This window comes from Tissierella praeacuta, assembly GCF_040396155.1.
GTDB lineage: Bacteria > Bacillota > Clostridia > Tissierellales > Tissierellaceae > Tissierella > Tissierella praeacuta_A.
Map to the genome: position 1 here is coordinate 101257 of NZ_JBEBOY010000008.1, position 17756 is coordinate 119012.

Sequence of the window (17756 nt, forward strand, 5' to 3'; positions counted from 1 at the left end):
GGGAATGGTAATGAAGTTAATTTCTTGGAATGTAAATGGGCTTCGTGCCTGTGTAGGGAAAGGATTTTTAGACTTTTTCAATGAAGTTGATGCAGATATATTTTGCGTACAGGAAACTAAGTTACAAGAGGGACAAATTGACTTAGATTTAGAAGGATATCATCAATATTGGAATTATGCGGTGAAGAAAGGATATTCAGGAACTGCAGTATTTACAAAGATAATGCCCAAAAATGTATTCTATGGTATAGATATAGAGGAACATGATAATGAAGGTAGAGTAATTACTTTAGAGTATGAAGATTTTTACTTAGTAAACGTCTATACTCCAAATTCCCAAAGAGAGTTAGCAAGATTAGATTATAGGATGAAATGGGAAGATGATTTTAAATCTTATTTAAAGGGGTTAGAGGTTAAAAAACCTGTAATATTATGTGGTGATTTAAATGTTGCCCATAAAGAAATAGATTTGAAAAATCCGAGTACAAATAGAAAAAATGCAGGATTTACTGATGAGGAAAGAAATAAAATGACAGTATTATTAGAATCTGGATTTGTTGATACATTTAGACATTTCTATCCAGATAAAGAAGACTCATATACTTGGTGGTCCTATATGAGACAGGCTAGATCTAGAAATGTAGGGTGGAGAATCGATTATTTTATTGTATCTGACATTCTTGTAGAAAGGATAAAATCGGCATATATTCATTGTGAAGTAATGGGCTCTGACCATTGTCCAATAGAGTTAGTTATATGAAAAAAACAGTTTTAGGATTTATCAGACTTTTTATAGGGTATTTTGTATGTGCGGCAGGGATGGTAATGACTATTAATGCAAATATAGGTGTTGCTCCTTGGGATGTATTTCATCAGGGATTGGGAAATGTATTTAATCTGCCAATAGGAAGAGCAAGTATAATTGCTGGACTTATAATAATTATAATAGATATATTTCTAGGAGAAAATATAGGATGGGGCACTATATTTAATATGATAGCTATTGGCATTTTTGTTGATTTTCTAATGTTTAATAAATTAATCCCTATTTTTGATAATTTTCTTCTAAGTTTATTAATGATGCTTTTAGGTATGCTAGTATTAGGATATGGTTGTTATATTTATATTAGCGCAGGATTTGGTGCAGGACCTAGAGATGGACTTATGGTTGTATTGACTAAGAAGACAAAGAAATCTGTAAGGTTTGTAAAAAATTCGGTAGAAATTTTAGCTATAATAGTAGGATATTTCTTAGGTGGTTCAGTAGGTATAGGAACTGCCATAATGTCCATAGCTGGAGGATATTTTTTTCAATTTGCTTTCAAGACAGTTAATTTTAATGTAGCTGATGTAGAGCATAGATATATATCTGATGATATAAAGTTTATAAAAGAAAAATGGATGAAAAAAGATGAGGCTTAGCCCTCTTGAAACCGTAAAATCATTATAGAAACTAAAAAAACTAAGAAAAAACTTTAAAGTTCTTTCTTAGTTTTTGTTTATTAAATACATATTATTTGATTCCTATGGGTAATTTCCACAATATTAGTACTTACATCGCCTATTTTGTGGATAAAGTCTGTTGTTGTACTAAACTTATCCTCAAAGTGCATAGGGATAAAATATTTTGGTTTAACTTCTTCAATGAAATACTCTCCGCCTAAGCTAAAGGCGGTTTCCAATCTAGGGTCTACAGGAAAAAAGGCAATATCAATGGAATAATCTTTAATTTTAGATATTTCCTCTTTAAAGGCTTTTTCCATAGATGTTTTTTCTTCTTCTGTGTCATCATCCCAACACCACCAGTTTAAGTCTCCAGCATGGAATATATTTATATTATCTATATTGATGAGAAATGATACCCCTGCATCTGTAGAGCTAAATGTCTTTATTTTAATACCTTCTAATTCTAGTTCCTCATAAGGCTTTATATTATATATTTTTTCGCCTTTAATATCTATATCGGAACTAAATACATAGTTTATGTTCTTGTCTAGATTTTTCCATTCTAATATAGTTGAATTAAAATGGTCTTCATGACAATGGGTAGCGAAGACTATGGTATTTTTATTTTTCAGATAAATATTGCCTTTATAATAATCAAATACTAAAAGGTAATTCTCTGTTTCCACAGTAAATCCGCTATGAAAAATATGTTCTATCTTTACATTTAATTTATTCATATTATTAAACCCCCTAAGTAGAAATCTCTATATAAAAAGATACCCCTTTTTTTTCATTTACAGCAAATATATTAGATTTATGTGCTTCAATGATTTTATATGCTATGGCTAGACCTAGCCCAAATTCACCTTTATATCCTTTATTAAACTTATTAAATAATGTATCTAAGAGTTTATCTTCAATAGCTGGTCCGTCATTCCATATTCTAAGTATGGTTTTATTGTCCATTTTCTTTAAGGAAATAAGAATTTCCCTATTTGCATATCGCATTTGATTATCCAATAGGTTTTCAATTACAATTTTCCATTGATCTAAATCTCCTTCTATAGATGTGGGAATAAGTTCTAGATTCCAATCGATAGCTGATCTATGCCAAGAAAACTTATCGACTATATCTTTAATTAATGTATCAAGGGAAAATGCAATTTTCTCTATTTCGTGATTAGATAAATAATCTAATTTAGTTAGGTATAATAGATTCTTTATCTTTTTTTCAAGTCTCTTAGCTTCATCATCTATTACATCTATGGAATCTTCCAATGTACCTTTAGGATATATTCCATCTTTAATAGCTTGGGTAAAAGATTGGATAACCATTACTGGAGTTTTCAATTCATGAGATACATGCTGCAAAAAAGATTGTTCTGCTTCATCTTGACGTATAAGTTGTTTCCTAAGGTATTCAATGGAAAAACCAAGCTTGCCTATTTCATCTTTGCGGTTTAATTCTATAGGTTCGTTCCATTCATTGTTTGCCAATTTTCCTACCTTTTTTTCTAAATTAACTAATGGTTTAGATAAATATCTAGACAATAAAATGGCTGGAATCCAGCTAAATAACAATACTAAACCCATAATATTTGAAAGCTTTTTAAATAGAGTTTTAACTAAGTCTTCTCTATATGAATCACCCATATAGGAAATTAAAAAGGCATCATGACCTAATACTTTACATTTTGAAATAATATAAAATACCTTCTCTTTATTTATATTTCCACTATATTCTTGGCTAATTTCCTTTTGCAGCAAAGCCTGTTTTTGAACTTTTATTAGAAATTCTTCAGGAACTGAGAAGTTTACAATGGGTTTATTATTATCATATATTATAAAATGCTTTACAGTTCGTATATTTTCCAGTACCTGTTCATTTTTCCCAAAGAAATCTGGTCCAATATAATCCCTATATATATTACTGTCAAATTGATTAAATACTAAATCTTGAGCGGCATGAATAGAGGCATAAATTTCTCTTGTAAAGAAATCTCTTAAATTAGAAGGTAACATAAATGCCATTAATATGGAAATAGATAAAGTAATAATGGCAATAACAATCCAAATCTGAACGGCTAATGGGTAGTTTTTCATGATTTATTCACCCTGTATCCATAGCCATAGACAGTTTCCACATCTAAATATTCCATTTTCTTTCTAAGCCTTCTGACTAAATCATCTACAACTCTATCGGAGCCAAAATAATCATTGCCCCATATATGGTCTAATATCTGTTCTCTAGATAGTGCTATACCAGGATTTTTGGCAAAGTATATTAACAATTCATATTCTTTGGAAGTAAGATCAATTATATTCTCTCCGAGTTTCACTGTTCTGCTGTTATGATTAATAGTATAAGGAGGCAGATTATTTACAGTGGAAGTGCTGTTGTTAAACCTATCTAAAAGGTTTCTAACACGAATTACCAGCTCCCTTGGCAAAAACGGTTTGGCTAAATAATCATCACTGCCTAATTCAAGGCCAACAACTCTATCAATATCGGCATCCCTTGCAGATATAAATATAACAGGAATATTAGGTGTAGATGATTTTATTTCTTTAATCAATTGATATCCGTCAATATCAGGTAACATGATATCAAGTATCCACAAATCAGGTGGAGTTAAGATGGCTTTTTCTGCATCAAGGCCATTTAAAAATGAGGATACGTCCCAACCTTCCTTTTTTAAATAAGATGTAAGAACTAAGTTTAAATTTTCATCATCTTCTACTAAATATATTTTATAAGACATTAAAATCACCTCATTATAGAATTCCATTTATTCAATGATATTATATCAAATATATGAAATAAAAACTAAATCCCACAACAAAAACATAATTCTACCATATTATTTTCATAATATAAGATTAAAATTAAGATAATAAAAAAAGACAATCAATATTAACAAAGAGCAATCAGCAGATTAAATAACAAGAGATCAATCTTAGAGTTATTTAAAAATTGTTAATTGATAAAACGGAGGTAGATATCATGGATGAAAATAAAGATTTCAGAATGGAAGAACCTGAAAGAAATGAAGAAGAGGAAAAGTATAAAATACCAGAGGACATCTATATGTATAGAAGCTCTGAAGAAAAAAAGGAGCCAAAAAAGAAATCCTTTAGAGGCAGTGTAGTATCTTATATAGCATTGGCATTAGTTGCTTCACTTGTAGGGGGAATATCCTCCTCTTATATAGGGCCAAATTTATATGGAAGGGTATTACCTAGTCCAAAAAATACTCAATATGCTGCAACTCCAGTAAATATTACGACTAACGATGATATAAATGCAGTATCTGCTGTTGCAAAAAAAGCCATGAGTTCAGTAGTAGGTATAACTTCTGTAGAGATACAGCAATTTTTCTTTTCTCAACAAGAAGTAGAAGGCGTAGGGTCAGGAGTTATAATAGATAGTAATGGATATATACTTACAAACTCCCATGTTGTAGGAGATGGAAATGCAAAATCTATAAATGTATTATTTGAAAATGGAGACAAAAAAGAAGGTAAAGTGTTATGGAATGATAGTACATTAGACCTTGCTGTAGTTAAAGTAGAAGCAACAGGACTTCCAGTAGCGACATTAGGAGATTCTGATAAGCTAGAAGTTGGTGAAATAGCAGTAGCCATAGGTAATCCTTTGGGATTGGAATTCCAAAGATCTGTAACATCAGGTATAATATCTGGACTTAGTAGAACTATTCAGGTAGAGTCAAACAATGTAATAGAGGATTTAATACAAACAGATGCATCTATTAATCCAGGTAATAGTGGAGGACCTCTTCTAAATAGTAAGGGTGAAGTAATAGGTATCAATACAGCTAAGATAAAATCAGCCGAAGGGTTAGGATTCTCCATACCTATAAATAAAGCAAAGGTAATAGTTGAAGAAGTAGTTAAAAATGGAACGTACAAAACTATATATATGGGAATAAAAGGAGTCTCAGTAGAAGAGTATCAATATAGACTAGGAATAAATCTAGGAACAGAAAAAGGTATAATCTTAATAGAAGTAGGGTCAAATACTCCTGCTGCTAAGGCTGGTTTAATAAATGGAGATATAATAGTTAAAATAGATGATGTAGAAACATCAAATATGAATGAATTAAAGAAGGCTCTTTATAAATATAAACAAGGAGATAAGGCAAAACTAACAGTTATAAGGAATAATACTGAACAAAAAATTGATATAGAATTTACTGATGTGAATTAAATAAAAAATAGTCTATGGATAGTCCCCCTTTCCATGGACTATTTTTTATTTATGAAAATATTTTCATAAACCACGTTAAATAAGAAAAGTTTTTGCATTGGTTGATATATATTGGAGTGATAATATTTAGGTAGATAGTTAGATAAATAATAAACTAAGGAGGAGTAAGCATGGATTATTTACAAATTGCAAACAGTTTCCCAATGTGGTTAGCAGCAGGACTTGCAATAACCTTGGCATTATTTCAGGCAATTATATTTGCCAAAAAATCTTACAGTACAGGAAAGGAAATAGGGCTTACAGAAGAACAGATGAAAAGTGCAATGAAGAGCAGCTTTATTACATCACTAGGACCTTCTGTAGTAATTCTAACAGGACTTTTATCACTATTAGTAACAGTAGGAGGACCTATGGCATGGATGAGATTATCTTTTATAGGTTCTGTAATGTTTGAAATGATGGCAGCAGGCTTTGGAACAGAGGCTGTAGGAGTTAAGATGGGAATAGATCCAATGACAAATATAGCTTTCACAAATGCAGTTTGGACCATGATACTTGGCTCCATAGGTTGGATAATATTTTCTACATTGACAGCAGATAAAATGGAAAAAGTACAGACTAAATTTTCCAAAGGAGACAAGGGGATGCTAGGCATTATATCCATAGCTGCAATGTTAGGTTCATTTGGTTCATTGGCATCAGGACATTTAGTAGCAATGAATAAAAATACAGTTGCGGCAATAGTAGGTGGAATCATAATGTTAATATTATCCCCAATATCAGAAAAAAAGAATATTAAATGGCTTAAGGAATGGGCTTTAACCATAGCATTATTTGGTGGAATGATAGTAGCTGCATTAATCTAGTCTAGAGGAGGATTTGAGAATGGAAAAAAGCGATCAATTCGATGGAGTATATTTACCATATATCATCAAATGGGGAAAAATAACTGGCTGGTTAGGTGTATTATTATCATTTGGGCCAGCATTAGTACTTGCAGTAGTATATGGGCTTGTCCCGCCGATAAGTGCAATAATTACAGCATTCATAGCTATAGCATCTGCGGCAGGTATAAACTGGATAGTTGAACCAATATCATATTTTCCAATAGTTGGTGTGCCGGGAACATATATGGCATTTGTAACTGGAAATATTTCAAATCTTAGAATTCCATCTGCAGCAGTATCACAGAATGTGGCAGGTGTAGAACCTGGAACAAAGGAAGGAACCATAATAGCCACATTAGGTATGGCTACATCAGTTATTGTAAACATCGTAATATTGGCTTTGGGAGTATTTGCTGGTGCAGCAATTCTAGAATCATTACCTAAGAATGTAGTTGATTCATTTAATTTTTTATTACCAGCATTATTTGGAGCAATCTTTGTACAGTTTGCTCTCAAAAAGTTAAAATTAGCCCCAATAGCATTAGGGATAGCATTGGGATTAACTTTTGCTTTAAAAATAGGAGTATTTAGCTTTTTACCAGGTAACCCCAGCTATATAGTTACATTAGGTTCAGTATTTGGAACTATGGCTATAGGTACAACATTGTATAAGAAAAAGCTTATATAGAAATAACTATAGGGAGGGTCTAAATTGAATAAATTAGATGTGTTAAAATATTTAAAGGATGTAAGTGAAGAAGTAAAAGAATTAAGCCTAAAGGTATGGAATAATCCTGAGATTTCTGGAAAAGAAAAAGAGTCATCAAATTTATTTAGAAGTACATTAAAATCTTATGGGTTTGAAATAAAAGAAGTAGAAGGAATGGAAAATGCCTTTATCGGTGAATATGGTAGTGGAGCTCCTGTAATAGCAGTATTAGGAGAATATGATGCATTACCAGGATTATCCCAGTCTTTAGATATAAAGTTTAATCCAATAGAAACAGGTGGTCCAGGACATGGCTGTGGACACAATCTATTAGGTAGCGCAGCTTTAGGGTCTGTACTTGCAATTAAGAAATATTTAGATGAAACTAAAACAAGTGGAACTGTTAGGTTTTATGGCTGCCCTGAAGAGGAAACTCTGATTGGTAAGGTAAAGATGGCTAAAGTAGAAGCTTTTGAGGGATGTGATATTGCCCTTAGCTGGCATCCAATGAATGCTAATGTAGCAATAGATAAGGCATATTTGGCTAATAATTCTATTAAGTTTAAATTTCATGGAATATCAGCCCATGCAGCTCAATCTCCAGATGCGGGAAGATCTGCTTTAGATGCTGTGGAATTAATGAATGTAGGTGCGAACTATTTAAGAGAGCATGTTATAGATTCAGCTAGAATTCATTATACAATAACAAATGCAGGAGGAGCACCAAATATTGTTCCAAAGGAAGCAGAATCTTGGTATTTTGTTAGAGCACCTTATAGGAAAGATGTTGAAGAAATAACAGAAAGACTTATTAAGATTGCAAAAGGTGCAGCAATGATGACAGAAACAACAGTTGAGTGTGAAGTATTAGGTGGATGCTATGAGAAATTACTAAATAATGTATTATATGATTTAACTCATAAAAATATGGTAGAAATTGGGGCACCATCTTATACGGAAGAAGAAATTCAATTTGCAAAAACAATACAAGAAACTCTAGATCCAAATATGGTAGAAACTGAGATTAAGAAATTTATATCATTAGATAGTGATGAAAAAGAATATATACATCAATCAGTACTAGATAAAGATAAAGTAGGTAATGTAGTGGTAGCTGGTTCCTCAGATAGTGGAGATGTTTCCTGGCTAATGCCTATGAACTTATTTTTCACTGCTACTTGGCCATTAGGTGTACCAGCTCACTCATGGCAAGCAACTTCCTCATCAGCTTCATCTATGGGCATGAAGGGTATGTTATATGCGGCAGAAATTTTCTCGGGTATAATGTATGATTTATTAAATGATCCTAATCTAGTAGAGGAAGCAAAGAATGAATTTAATAAAAGGACAAAGAATAGAAAGTATATATGTCCGCTTAAATAGTAATGAGTAAAGTAATGATTAAAATAAGAAAAGGGATTCTCTGTAATGAATCCCTTTTTTATAATATTAAGAAATTCTTGTGATATAATATTAGTTACGGAGGTAATGGAGACATGGGTTTGACAGTTAGAGAAATGCTCGACGCAGAATTTTTTAAAGATTTTCAAATACTGGCTGGGAATAAAGGATTAGATAATCAGATCCAAGGAATAGCGATATTAGATGCGCCAGATGGATATAAATGGACAAAGGGCAGGGAGTTTGTTATATCCTCAGGACATGTATTTAAACAATATCCAGAATTATTTGAAACTTATATAAAAACTGATATATTTAGGGAAATATCAGGTATGGGAATTAAGATGAATAGATATCTAAAAACTATTCCGGACAACATAATAGCTGCATTTAACGAGTATAATATACCTCTAATAAATATTCCAATTGCTCCTTCATGGATGGACATTATGAATCAGCTTAATGTTCTTGTAATGAATAAAAATATTAGACAATTTAGAATAGGAAATATTAATCCAACTAGTTTTTCTAATTTAAGCTATCAATCAAGGAAGATAAATAAAATATTATCACAAATGGAAGGTGAAATGAAATTTCCTTCAATGCTCTATGATTTATCAAGTGAAAAGGCATATTATAGTTCGCCTACATTTATAGAGCTTCTTGAGGATATTAATATAGGTGACTTTTGGGACCCAAAACTTGAAGTTACAAAGGAAGTATTATGTGATAATCTTAAAATGATAAGATATAGATTTTATGATGATAAATATGAGAAACCCTATAGCTGGATTACTGTACCTATTACAGTTGGAGATAAGATAAAGGCATATTTTGTAGTAGTTGAAGCTACTGGGCTAATAGATTATTTTGACCAATTTGCCTTAAGAATAGGATTTTTACTTCTGCAATCTTTATATGAGCAAATATTAGTAGCTCAAAGTATTGGGGATATAGGTTTTGAAAAGTTTATTACAGAGATTATATCTGAAAGTTTATTGGATAATGAAATTATCTCTAAGAAGGCCAGTGATTTAGGATTAGATACAAACTTAACTTATTATCTAATTTTAATGGAACAAGAAAAGAAAGAAGCCCATTTATCTAGTTATAAAGATGAGCTTAAGGAAGCTGTGAATAGTAGTATATCCCATACAGAAGCTAGAATGGCTATGATAGATGATAATAGTTGTATTTTCTTACTTCCAGTAGATAATAGAATTTCAGAAAAAGAAAATTTAGAACTAATGGAAAAATCAGCTAGAACTTTTAAAAGAAGAATAGAATTAAAATTTGAAAATATAAAGATGGTTTTTGGTATTTCAGATAATGAAAGTACAATATATGAAATAAAGAGAAATTATTTAAGATGCCAACAGACTGTAAAAATAGGGCAGATATTGTATCCTCATAGAGATTATCTAAAATACTCTGATCTAGGAGTCTTTGCTTGGATGGATATAAAGGAAGATGAATTAAAAATAATGACTAAGGATATAAATATCTTATTTGAAAATCCTGAGCATGAAGACCTTATAGAAACCTTAAAGGTTTATTTAGAATGTAGGATGAATTATAGTCTTACAGCAAGGCGCCTATTTGTACACATAAATACAGTTAGGAAAAGAATAGAAGAAATCAATGAGTTGATAAATTTTGATTTGGAAAATCCTATGAATAGACTAAAGATTGAGATTTTATTAAAATTAATAAAATGAGTTAGAAAAGACAGTTATATGCTCCCTTAATATAGATTAAAAATAAAAATCTAATATTCTAGGGAGTATTATTATACCTAAAACCGTACTGATACAATTGGAAGAAATTTAGGATTATTGAAAAGTGTATTGTCATTATTACAAAACTGTAGTATTCTATAATCAATACATTAAGTCTAGGAGGGGTACAATGAAAAGAGTAATTGTTTTATTATTAATTCTAACTTTAACTGCTTCTATAATTGGATGTACGCAAAATAAAGAAGAAGTTATTAGAATGGGCTTTGTTCCTATGAAAGATGGAGATAAATTAATTGAATCTGTAGAGCCTTTAACGGAAATGCTATCTAAGGAACTGGGGGTTAAAGTAGAAGGATTTACCGCTACTAATTATGTTGGAGTAGTAGAGGGATTAGGCTCAGGTCAAGTTGACTTTGGATTCATTCCTCCATTTGCATATGTTCTAGCTAATAAGGAGAGTAAAGCAGGTGTTATATTAACAGCATTAAATAAATCAGGAGAATCAAAATATCGTTCTCAATTCTTAGTAAGAAAGGATAGTGGAATTAAAGATTTTCTAGATATTAAAGGTAAGAAAGTAGCATTTGTAGACCCATCTTCTACATCAGGTTATTTATTCCCTGGATCGCATCTAATTAAGGAAGGAATAGATATCGAGAAGGATATAGAATATGTATATGCTGGAGGACATGATAAGGCATTACAATTACTTCTAAATGGTGATGTAGATATGGCTACTACTTTTGTAGATGCAAGAGATAGATATAAGGAAGACTTCCCAGATGCTATGGAAGAGACAGAAGTTCTAGGATATACAGAATATATTCCAAATATATCAGTGACTGTAAGAGGGGATATGGATAAGGAAATGCAAGATAAAATTAAAAATGCCTTATTAAATATTACAAAATCCGATGAAGGATTGGCTCTTTTAAAGGAACTATTTAATATGTATGGATTTGAGGAAGCAACAGATTCAGATTATGATATTATAAGGACTACGGCAGAATCTATGAATGTTGATTTAAAAGAAGGCAATTAGGAGTTGGTCTGATGCTAAAATTGGAGAATATTACGGTTTCATATGATAGAAAGGTATTGGCAGTAGATAATATAAACTTAGAAGTAGAGCAAGGAGAATTTATAGGGGTAATAGGTTCATCTGGTGGCGGTAAATCTACTATGCTAAAGACTATAAATCTATTAGTTAGACCTACAAAGGGAAAGATATATATAGATAATATAGATATGACAGGACTTAATAACCTTAAGCTTAGGGCTATGAGAAGGGAAATAGGTTTTGTTTTTCAAGACTATAATCTAATTGAAAGAGCTTCAGTTTTAGACAATGTATTGATGGGAAGGCTTGGATATAAGTCTTCCTTTAAATCAATTCTCGGCATATTTAGTGATGAAGATTATAATAGAGCCACTAAGGCATTAGAGCAGGTTGGATTAAGTGAAAAAATATTTGAGAGGGCAGATAAATTAAGTGGGGGACAAAAACAAAGAGTAGCTATTGCTAAAATCCTTTGTCAAAGACCAAAGATAATATTGGCTGATGAACCTGTGGCAAGCTTAGATATATCCACTTCTCAAACTATAATGAATTATTTTAAAATTATTAATGAAAAGAAAAATATTACCATACTCATTAATTTACATGATGTAAATTTGGCAAAAAGATATTGTAATAGAATCATAGCTCTTAAGAAGGGAAAGATTTTATTTGATGGAAGAGCAGGTGATTTAGATGATGGACTCCTCAAAGAAATATATGAATAATAAAATAAAATATAAAATTTTATACATATTAGGATTTATCATTCTTTTGGTTTTTTTAGGGTTCAATGTGGACTTTAGTTTTATTAGATTATATAAAGGTATACCTAGTATGCTAGATCTTGTTGGAAGGATTTTAAGACCAAATCTATCTTATAGTATGGAAGTCTTTGAGAAGTTAATTGAAACCATTGAAATAGCCATAGTTTCATCTATATTGGGAGTTGTACTAGCATTGCCATTTTCTCTTTTTATTTCAAATAATATAACGCCAAATAAATTTCTAGCAAGTATATTTAATGGAATATTTTCTTTTTTTAGGACTATTCCAAGCTTAATATGGGCAGCTTTATTAGTCAGTGTATTTAGCATAGGGAGATTTTCAGGAATTATAGCTCTTACGATTATTGGATTTTTAATGTCCATAAGATTATTTAGGGAATATATAGAGGCTATTAAAGAAAATCAATTAAATTCTATTAAGGCTGTAGGAGGAAATTCTATACAGGTATTAAGATATTGTGTTTTACCATATATATTGGAATTATCTATTTCCATATTTTTTATTGTATTAGAAACCAATATTAGGTCTGCAACTATTTTAGGTTTAGTAGGTGCTGGGGGGATAGGTCAGATTATGTGGCGAGATTTAAATCATTTAAGATATGATAATTTGGCTACTATAATAGCGGTTTTGTTTTTAACAATTCTATTAATAGATTTTTTAAGTCTATCTATTAGAAAATATTTGAAGAATTCTTCTATTAAATTTAAGTCAATGAGAAGCTATAAGAGCTTTCAAATAGGAAAGGTAATTTATATGCCCATACTATTAATAGGGCTGTTATATTTGGCTTTTAAATCTCTAGATATAGACTACAATAGATTGACACTAGGATTAAATCAAGGAAGGGATATTGTAGGAAGAATGGTTAAAATAGACATTAGCTATTTTTCTAAGCTTATTGAAGGAGTAAGAGAAAGCTTTTTCATAGCCATTTTTGCAACTATAGTTGGGGCATTATTTTCTCTAGTATTTTCATATTTGACTGCATATAATACTTCACCGAATAAAGCAATATCCCTATGTTTTAAAGGGATTATAAATATATTAAGGACATTTCCTCCTCTAATAATGGCAATAATATTTTTTCGTGGCATAGGACCGGGACCATTGGCTGGAGCTATGGCATTGAGTATTTATACAACGGGTGTTTTAACAAAGATGTATAGTGAGGTATTAGAAAATACTAAGGAAAATATAAAGGATAGTATACTTGTAACAGGGGCGACCAATTTTCAGTCCTATAGGCATGGAATTTTACCACATACTTTGCCCACATTTATAAGTCTTGTACTATATAGACTGGAATCAAATATCAGAAATTCTGCTATATTAGGAGTAATCGGTGCAGGAGGCATTGGTACTATTTTAGCTATGAATATAACATGGAGAAATTGGGAAAAGGCTGGACTTTTACTTCTGGGGGTTTCCATTATGATAATTATAATAGACAGCCTAAGTCAATATTTGAGGAAGGTGTTTATGTAATATAAATATCCTATAAGTAGTTACTTATAGGATATTTTAATGTATTTACAGTAATAATTATTCTAGATTTTTTAGGGACCTTCTTTTTTTAAACGCATATATAATTATGCCCAAAATAAATAATACCTTTATAGATGGGATAATAAATTGAGTTCGATTTAAATGTTTTATACCATCTTCGTCTATGGGTAGAGGGTTCACTTTTGAATATTTACTAAAAAAACCTTGAGCAGCTGTTGTGTTTTCAATATAAATCAAGCCATCATAATTTTGAGAAGGTATTATTCTTTGTAATTCTGCTCCTTCATGAAGACGGGCCCCTATTAAATGCATTAAATGCTCTTTAGACAACCATTCTTTTAAAGTTTTATCAGAAGAAGCAGTTTTTAAGTCTAGATAAGATAAAGGATAATTTGTTGCTTTAAAGTAAGAAGAAAATATATCTTTTTTCGGAGCATCCAATTCTAAGACTCCAAGTTTTATTCCAAAAGTAGTTTGACCAATTGCATTAAAACTACCCTTGTAGAAATCAAAGCCTAAAGAATAATATTCATCTCCAAGATCTTCTTTAAGAAGCCTTCCCATATTTAAAAAATTAAAATAATAATTACTTATATGGCCATTATGAGCCCATAGAATTATCTTATTATTATTATAATGTTTTTTTTCATGATTCATGATCCACTTTACATTTTCAGCCATATTATAATCTCTAGTGTTAAATAAATTACTAATGGAATCATTTGAATCTTCTATTTCATCACCAAAAGATTTAGTGTGGATTTCTTGGTATTCTAAATATTGGGTTATAACTTCTAAATCTTGTAAGATAATTTCATATTCTGAAATGGATGACTTTGAGATATACTTATCCATATTTTTCTGAAAAGAATTCTTTGTTTCTTTCAATAAAGTTTTACTGGTTGGCTTATTTAAAGAAATGGATCTGAAATCATTTCTTTTATCTATATCAACTAATTCTAAATACTTTATAATATTATTCATACTACTATCAACTTCCTGAATATCATAACCATAAAATCTTATTTTTTCCTTATTATTAGGGTTCTGGTTATACTCCTTCATCCAATCTATCATATCTGCAACCTCTTTTGTTGACCAAGTCCAAAACTTCATTACCTTAAGGGCATTTTCTATACTACCTTTATCATGAAGTATGTAGTCATTAATAATTCTATGACACCCGAATTCAGATTCTATAGCAAAAGCCCTATATCCCATTTCTTCAACTAAAAATTCAAACATACGGTGCTTCATCTCAAAGAACTCTTTAGTTCCATGGGTTGCCTCACCCATACCAATGATTTTTACATCTTTTAATATTTCTTTGAGAGGTTGTAAATCCTCAAAACCATTTCCTGCATTAGTAGTTTCTAAAGGTACTAGTTTATCTTTAAGTTTTGAGCTAATACTATTGATATCATAAACTGGTTCAGCTCTTATTATTCTGCTACTAAGAAACATAGATGATAGAATAATGACAACTAAAAAAATTGAAAAGACTCTCTTATTCTTTTTCAAAACTTTACCCCCTTAATTAGTAGTTATGGTAGATTATACCACAATCAAATATATCTATCTATAAAATAGCCTATTATTTAATTAAGACGGTAGAGTGAAATATGGAAAAACCAAATAAAAAGATCCCTCATAAAATGAAGGATCTATCTTCTAATAGAATTTTTCTATATATTCTTCATAAGTCATCATTCTATCATTGAATCCATCAGGTTTTATTTCAATTATTCTATTTGCAATAGTTTGAATAAATTGATGGTCGTGGGAAGTAAATAATACATTACTCTTGAAATCCTTTAAGCCATTATTCACTGAAGTAATAGATTCTAGGTCTAAATGGTTTGTAGGCTGATCAAGGATTATAACATTTGAGTTGCTCAGCATCATTTTAGCTAGCATACATCTTACTTTCTCGCCACCAGATAGTACCTTGGCTTGTTTTAATGCTTCTTCACCAGAGAATAACATTCTTCCTAGAAATCCTCTTATATATATTTCGGATTGGTCAACGGAGAATTGTCTCATCCAGTCCACTAGGTTTAAATCCACATCATTGAAGAATTCTGAATTATCCTTAGGGAAATATGACTTTGTAATAGTAAGTCCCCATTTATAGCTTCCGCTATCAGGCTCTATTTCTCCCATTATAATCTTAAATAATGTAGTGATACCTATTTCATCTCCAATAAAAGCAATTTTGTCGCCTTTATTTACTCTAAAACTAATATTATCTAATATTTTTACTCCATCTATTGTCTTGGTGATATCTTCCACTGTTAGAATTTCATTTCCAACTTCTCTTTCCATAGTAAATCCAACAAAAGGATATCTTCTTGTAGAAGGCTGTATATCATCTAAAGTAATTTTTTCAAGTAATTTCTTACGTGAAGTTGCTTGTTTTGACTTAGAAGCATTGGCACTAAATCTAGCAATAAAGGATTGTAATTCCTTAATTTTCTCTTCCTTTTTCTTGTTCTGATCTTTCATCATTTGAAGGGCTAACTGACTTGATTCATACCAGAAATCATAGTTACCTACAATCATTTTTATTTTACCAAAATCAATGTCTACCATGTGGGTACATACTTCATTTAAGAAATGTCTGTCATGGGATACAACTATGACTGTACCTTCAAAGTCTCCTAAAAATTCTTGTAACCATCTTACTGATTTTACATCAAGGTGGTTAGTAGGCTCGTCCAGTATTAATATTCCTGGCTTGCCAAATAATGCTTGCGCAAGTAATACCTTAACTTTATCATTACCTGTTAAATCAGCTACTTTTTTTTGATGGAGTTCAGTGCTTATTCCAAGACCTTGTAACAATGAGGATGCTTCAGATTCCGCACTCCATCCATCCATTTCGGCAAACTCTCCCTCAAGTTCTGATGCCCTAATACCATCTTCATCATTAAAATCTTCTTTGGCATAAATAGCATCCTTCTCTACCATTATTTCATAAAGTCTTTTATTGCCCATTATAACTGTTTGAATTACTTCACATTCGTCATACTCAAAATGGTCTTGTTTAAGTACTGACATTCTGACATCTTTATCAATAGAAACATCACCAGTATTTGGTTCGATTTCGCCAGATAGGATTTTAAGAAAAGTACTTTTTCCAGCACCGTTGGCTCCGATTACACCATAGCAATTGCCAGGAGTAAAAACTAAGTTTACATCATCAAATAATTTTTGTGACCCATATCTTAAACTTACATTATTTACACTAATCAATTTCTTTCCATCCCTCACTTTTAATTTACGTCACAATATTATACCATAAAAAATAAATAAAAGATAGAATAGAAATATGTACTATACCTTAATCGAAATAACTTAAATATAAGGACTGACTATAGATTTTAGATTTAATATAATTATATTACCAGATTAAGTATTCTTATAGATTTTGAATACAAAATAGATAAAAAGAGGAAATTCCTTATAATTAAGGAATTATTCAAATAGATTAATATATTCACCGTATCCTTCTTTTTCTAAATCTTCTTTTTTAATGAATCTGAGGGAAGCACCATTTATACAATATCTTAATTCACCTTTATTTTTAGGACCATCATTAAATACATGACCAAGGTGTGAATCACCATATTTGCTTCTTACTTCAGTTCTGATCATTCCATGGGTAGTATCCATTTTTTCAATTATATGGTCATTTTCTATAGGATTAGTAAAGCTAGGCCATCCACAACCTGCATTAAATTTGTCTTTGGAACTAAATAATGGTTCTCCTGATACTATATCTACATATATACCTTCTTCATAATTATTATTGATTTCATGGGAAAAAGGCCTTTCAGTAGCATTTTCTTGTGTAACTTTATATTCTATATCATTTAATTTATCTCTAATTTCTTTGTCACTAGGCTTAATGTATTTTTTATCCATTATTATCATCTCCTAGTATAATAATGTCATAGTCAGTAATGACCATGCAGTTAAAACATTTCTA

The 17756-nt window shown here is 30.8% G+C and carries 16 protein-coding genes; 10 read left to right on the forward strand and 6 right to left on the reverse strand.

The genetic code is table 11. From position 1 onward, the window contains the following. Nucleotides 1-10: 10 nt before the first annotated feature. Nucleotides 11-760, forward strand: coding sequence for an exodeoxyribonuclease III (locus tag ABWP20_RS06150; RefSeq protein ID WP_353094777.1), 750 nt, complete (start codon nt 11-13; stop codon nt 758-760). After that, a complete protein-coding gene (locus ABWP20_RS06155; protein ID WP_353094779.1) occupies nt 757-1422 on the forward strand; it encodes a YczE/YyaS/YitT family protein in 666 nt (221 codons plus the stop codon). The genes ABWP20_RS06150 and ABWP20_RS06155 overlap by 4 nt, the downstream gene beginning before the upstream one ends. Before the next feature lie 80 nt (nt 1423-1502). On the opposite strand, the gene ABWP20_RS06160 is transcribed toward ABWP20_RS06155, so the two are convergent. Genes ABWP20_RS06160 through ABWP20_RS06170 form a run of 3 tightly spaced genes read right to left on the reverse strand, consistent with a single transcriptional unit; the run spans nt 1503 to nt 4208 of the window. After that, nucleotides 1503-2183, reverse strand: coding sequence for an MBL fold metallo-hydrolase (locus ABWP20_RS06160; RefSeq protein WP_353094781.1), 681 nt, complete (start codon nt 2181-2183; stop codon nt 1503-1505). Nucleotides 2184-2196: 13 nt separating this feature from the next. After that, nucleotides 2197-3549, reverse strand: a complete 1353-nt coding sequence (locus ABWP20_RS06165; RefSeq protein ID WP_353094783.1) for a sensor histidine kinase — start codon at nt 3547-3549, stop codon at nt 2197-2199. Further along, a complete protein-coding gene (locus tag ABWP20_RS06170) occupies nt 3546-4208 on the reverse strand; it encodes a response regulator transcription factor (protein ID WP_353094785.1) in 663 nt (220 codons plus the stop codon). The genes ABWP20_RS06165 and ABWP20_RS06170 overlap by 4 nt, the downstream gene beginning before the upstream one ends. A gap of 242 nt (nt 4209-4450) precedes the next feature. On the opposite strand from ABWP20_RS06170, the gene htrA reads away from it, so the two are divergent. The 8 genes from htrA (at nt 4451) to phnE (ending at nt 13744) form a co-directional block, all read left to right on the forward strand. Further along, nucleotides 4451-5674, forward strand: coding sequence for a serine protease HtrA (gene htrA / locus ABWP20_RS06175; protein WP_353094787.1), 1224 nt, complete (start codon nt 4451-4453; stop codon nt 5672-5674). 170 nt (nt 5675-5844) lie between these two features. Beyond that, nucleotides 5845-6540 (forward strand): DUF5058 family protein, encoded by a 696-nt coding sequence (locus ABWP20_RS06180; protein WP_353094789.1) that lies wholly within the window; start codon nt 5845-5847, stop codon nt 6538-6540. Between the two features lie 19 nt (nt 6541-6559). After that, the gene (locus tag ABWP20_RS06185) at nt 6560-7249 is read left to right on the forward strand and encodes a hypothetical protein (RefSeq protein ID WP_353094791.1); all 690 of its coding nucleotides are present in this window, start codon (nt 6560-6562) and stop codon (nt 7247-7249) included. A gap of 24 nt (nt 7250-7273) precedes the next feature. After that, complete coding sequence (locus ABWP20_RS06190) at nt 7274-8653, forward strand: amidohydrolase (protein WP_353094793.1); 1380 nt, start codon at nt 7274-7276, stop codon at nt 8651-8653. Between the two features lie 113 nt (nt 8654-8766). Further along, complete coding sequence (locus ABWP20_RS06195; protein WP_353094794.1) at nt 8767-10389, forward strand: PucR family transcriptional regulator; 1623 nt, start codon at nt 8767-8769, stop codon at nt 10387-10389. 190 nt (nt 10390-10579) lie between these two features. Further along, the gene (locus ABWP20_RS06200; protein WP_353094796.1) at nt 10580-11452 is read left to right on the forward strand and encodes a phosphate/phosphite/phosphonate ABC transporter substrate-binding protein; all 873 of its coding nucleotides are present in this window, start codon (nt 10580-10582) and stop codon (nt 11450-11452) included. 11 nt (nt 11453-11463) lie between these two features. Continuing rightward, nucleotides 11464-12195, forward strand: a complete 732-nt coding sequence (gene phnC / locus ABWP20_RS06205) for a phosphonate ABC transporter ATP-binding protein (protein ID WP_353094798.1) — start codon at nt 11464-11466, stop codon at nt 12193-12195. Then, entirely contained in the window at nt 12188-13744 is a 1557-nt protein-coding gene (gene phnE / locus ABWP20_RS06210; RefSeq protein WP_353094808.1) for a phosphonate ABC transporter, permease protein PhnE, read from the forward strand. Before phnC ends, phnE begins: the two co-directional genes overlap by 8 nt. Before the next feature lie 57 nt (nt 13745-13801). Here phnE and ABWP20_RS06215 read toward each other — a convergent pair whose 3' ends face one another. The 3 genes from ABWP20_RS06215 to msrB form a co-directional block, all read right to left on the reverse strand. After that, on the reverse strand, nt 13802-15286 hold the full coding sequence (locus ABWP20_RS06215; protein ID WP_353094800.1) for an erythromycin esterase family protein: 1485 nt from the start codon (nt 15284-15286) through the stop codon (nt 13802-13804). Between the two features lie 150 nt (nt 15287-15436). Then, a complete protein-coding gene (locus tag ABWP20_RS06220; RefSeq protein ID WP_353094802.1) occupies nt 15437-17020 on the reverse strand; it encodes an ABC-F family ATP-binding cassette domain-containing protein in 1584 nt (527 codons plus the stop codon). A 222-nt stretch (nt 17021-17242) separates the two neighbouring features. Then, nucleotides 17243-17692 (reverse strand): peptide-methionine (R)-S-oxide reductase MsrB, encoded by a 450-nt coding sequence (gene msrB, locus ABWP20_RS06225; RefSeq protein WP_353094804.1) that lies wholly within the window; start codon nt 17690-17692, stop codon nt 17243-17245. Nucleotides 17693-17756: the final 64 nt, after the last annotated feature.